The sequence below is a fragment of the Halomonas citrativorans genome (genome assembly GCF_014898005.1).
Lineage (GTDB): Bacteria > Pseudomonadota > Gammaproteobacteria > Pseudomonadales > Halomonadaceae > Vreelandella > Vreelandella citrativorans.
This window is the reverse complement of the sequence record NZ_JABUYX010000050.1, coordinates 1-3473: the sequence shown is the minus strand read 5'-3', so window position 1 is coordinate 3473 and position 3473 is coordinate 1. Positions and strand designations below refer to the sequence as shown.

The 3473-nt window shown below is 51.1% G+C and carries 3 protein-coding genes; all 3 read right to left on the bottom strand.

All coding sequences use genetic code 11. The features are described 5' to 3' along the window. Window positions 1-887: Rpn family recombination-promoting nuclease/putative transposase (locus tag INT20_RS17825; protein WP_193057442.1), on the bottom strand; the 887-nt coding region annotated here is incomplete at its 3' end. Between the two features lie 149 nt (window positions 888-1036). After that, on the bottom strand, window positions 1037-1342 hold the full coding sequence (locus INT20_RS17820) for a hypothetical protein (protein ID WP_193054297.1): 306 nt from the start codon (window positions 1340-1342) through the stop codon (window positions 1037-1039). A gap of 248 nt (window positions 1343-1590) precedes the next feature. Next, window positions 1591-2994, bottom strand: coding sequence for a flagellar filament capping protein FliD (gene fliD, locus INT20_RS17815; RefSeq protein ID WP_193054296.1), 1404 nt, complete (start codon window positions 2992-2994; stop codon window positions 1591-1593). Window positions 2995-3473 lie beyond the last annotated feature (479 nt).

Genomic DNA, 3473 nt, shown 5'->3' with positions numbered 1-3473 from the left:
ACCGTTTCACGTTTTTCTTGTAATGCGTACTTCTCAGCCTCTTGACGACCTTCTTGGCGACCTTCTTGGCGACCTTCTTGGCGACCTTCCTGACGACCTTCTAGCCGCTCTTTCTTCACCAGGTTTTCCAGGTTTTCTGCCAACATGTTTTTATCCTCCACCAAACTTGTAAGCGCTTCCAGGTTGATGCCTGCGCCAAGCCGTTGCAGGTGGCGCTTCACCCAGCGCGTAATGATTGGGTCAATGCGCGGTTTATGGGGGTCTGCCTGAATGATCGCGACAATGCGGTCAACCGCTTGTTGCAAGCTTTCCCAACTTGCCGCCGCATTTTCGATGCCAAATATACCACTTAATGGACTATGGCGCTGCTCCAGCTCCTTGTCCGTGTAAGCACCCTCATCAATCAAGTAATAGCGCAAGTGCGGTTGGTAAGGCTGTAAAAAGATGGGTGGTTTAGGCTGCACCATGTCGTAGACATCATGCTTGGCCGTCCAGCGCTCTGTCCCGTTATACAACACAACAGGGAACACGGGCGGCAAGCCTTTACCGGGCGTGGTCGCTTTCGCTTTTAGCAAATGGTCATAGAAGCAGGCAACGTAGTGCATCAGCCGAATGGGCATCGTGCGATCTACACTGGATTGAAACTCAAGTAACAGGTAGAGGTAGACCTCCTGGATAGCCCCTTGCCAGTTCACCTGCACCGACCAGACCAGATCTTCAAACTTCTCTTCAAAAAGCGGTGTGATGTAATTGCCACTATGGAGTTTTAATGTGCTGAAATCCATCAGCTCAGAGATTTCTGGCGGGGCAAAGCCTTCAAGCAGTTGTTGAACAAATTCAGGGTAGCTGAAAAGTTCTTTATAGCCAGTGTCGTAGTGATTTGCCATGGGCCCTCCTGCGCAGTACCGGGGATGTTAGCACGGCCGCGCAAGGGCGATCACTTTTGAGGCCTGGCAAGACAGGTTGTAGAAGCTGAGTTACTCGGCGATGGCGGCGCTAGCCGCCCTTGCTCAACCACGCTCATAACAAACGCGCCTTACTGAGTAAATAGCGCTTCCAGGCTATCAGCGACAAGCACTTGCTCCGACCAAACGGCTAGCTGCTCAGGCGTTGCTTTTTGCAGCTGTTCATCCACCCAATTGGGTAATTGGCCAAATCTAAAGACAAGCAGATTCCTAAAAATTTTTCGCTTTGTCTCTTGATAACCTTCCTCATAGCCCTCTTGATACGCTTTCAGGCGCTCTTTTCTCAAGAGATTTTCCAGGTTTTCTGCCAGCATGTCTTTGTCCTCCACCAGACTGGTGAGCGTTTCAAGATTAACGCCTGCGCCAAGCCGCTGCATGTGGCGCTTCACCCAGCGGGTAATGATTGGGGCAATGCGCGGTTTTCGAAGCGGAGCCAGTGGTTTTGTGGGAGCTGAGTTTACTCGGCGATGGCGGCGTTAGTCGCCCTTACCCCGGCAGCGCGGGGCGCTGCTTTGCGGGTGCGCTTCGCTTACCGCGCACTACATTTGTGCAGCTAGCCGCCCTTGCTCCAGCAGCGCTATGGGCTGCTTCATTCGCTCCTACAAGGGCCTGGATGGGGTTACTACTAGCGGCCTAGCTGGGCATCCAGCGCATCAAACTGCTGGGTCAGGTACGAACTCATGCTGTTCATCTCTGCCACCATAACGTCCAGCTGGCTGAACTGGGCGCGATAGCGGGCAATCGTTGCATCGATGCTTTTTTCCATGCGCGCATAGCGTTCGTCCAGGCTTTTTACGTTGCTCTCAGCACCTGTAACGGCACCTGTGAGTACGCCGTTACTGCTGGTCATTTGCTCAATGGAGCTGTTTAACTTGCCGGCTAAACCACCGTCTTTATTATCGCCCGCAAAAAACGCGCTTAGCGCCTGCGGGTCATTGGCGATTAAGTTATCGAGCTTTTCATCATCAACTTCCAGCTTACCGCTAAGAGTAGTGCCAGCCTCTAAGGTAATGCCCAGTTGGCTCAGCGTAGAAAACTCGCCGCCCTCAACCCCCCCGGTAAGCACGCTACGCAGGCGGGACTCAATTGTACGAACGGCACGGTCACCCAGTAGCTCTCCTGCTGCTCCACTTTCAGCGTTGAAGCTAGTAAGCTCGTTAGTTGTATCTTTTAAATCGTTATACGCGTCGACAAAATCGTTGATCGCTTCGCGCTGCTTTAGGGTATCGCGCTCAATGTTGACCGTGCTGGTCGCTTTTTCGCCTTCGGCAATGCTTAGCTCACCCAGGTTAAGCGTTACCCCTTGAATAGCATCCTCCACCTGGTTACTGGCACTGGTAATCGTGATGCCGTTCACCGTTAAAGAAGCATTTTGCCCCTGCTGCTTGGCGCCAGCTTCTTCCGCTTTGCCGAATGGGCCTGCTCCACCTACAAATTCAAAGCTATCAATGGATGCGTCTGCCCCCGTGACTTTGGAACTGAGTGCCAAGCGGTAGCCATCGCCGTCATTAATAATCGTGGCGTTAACACCGGCGTCTTTATTGGCATTAATTGCATCACGAATATCGTTTAGCGAGCTGTTGGCATCAAGCTCGATATTGACCGGCTTGCTCTCACTACCTACAAAATTTAGCCTGATAGCGGTCGCACCGTTTAGCTCCAATGGATCTGAGGGTTTATCTATCTCAGTAATACTCTCAGAGGCAAGCGAGCCGTATGTCGCGACCTGGCTAACTTCTACCTGGTAGCTGCCCGGCAGCGCGTTCGCCGAGGTAGTGGCTTTTATATCATCGCCACGCACATTGGCGGAAAGGCTTTGATAAAGCTTTGGGTCGTTAATCTTGGCCACCGCATCGTTAAATGCGTTGAGCGACGTTTGCAACTGCCCGTAAGCGGAAATTTTGGCTTCTTGATCGGCTTTTTGCTGCGTAATCGGCTCAAGCTTACCGCGCTCGGCATCTTGAAGCTGATCCAGCAAACCGGTGAGATCTAACCCTGAACCAACACCAAGGGAGGTAATTGTTGCCATCAGTACAGTCCTCGCAGACAAAAAACATGAATTCTATAAACTCTATCGGCCGAAAAGGAATTAACTTTAGCCCCTATGCGCTCGTATTTGATAATCCTAGCCGAATTACTGAGTAGCGCCTACCCACCTCCCAAACCACACGCTTGTGCTTTCAAACCTCACGGCACATTATGTATTGCTTATACAAGTATTGGCTGGCTGCCATCATTTGTATTTCTAGCCTTTCTAGTTGCAATAACTGGGAACTCGAGAGCGCTTGATGACACTGCCCTTCTGATACGTCCTTTACCTCTTCTGAAAAGGCTTTACTGGAAAAAATCATTCTTTCATCCTCTTTACGTATGCGGAAAAGAGTATTCCTCTTGTTTGTTTCACTTTTTGTACTCGTTAGCGTTTTTTTAGGGTTCTTCGTCACTTCATGTGGATTTGGCCTGATCGAACACGCGGCCCACCGGGCTGCCAATCAGGTAGATCATGGC

What these genes read in the sequence shown, in the direction of transcription:
- INT20_RS17820 (WP_193054297.1), bottom strand. Translation starts at nt 1,342, where the DNA reads ATGCAGCGGCTTGGCGCAGGCGTTAATCTTGAAACGCTCACCAGTCTG.
- fliD (WP_193054296.1), bottom strand. Translation starts at nt 2,994, where the DNA reads ATGGCAACAATTACCTCCCTTGGTGTTGGTTCAGGGTTAGATCTCACC.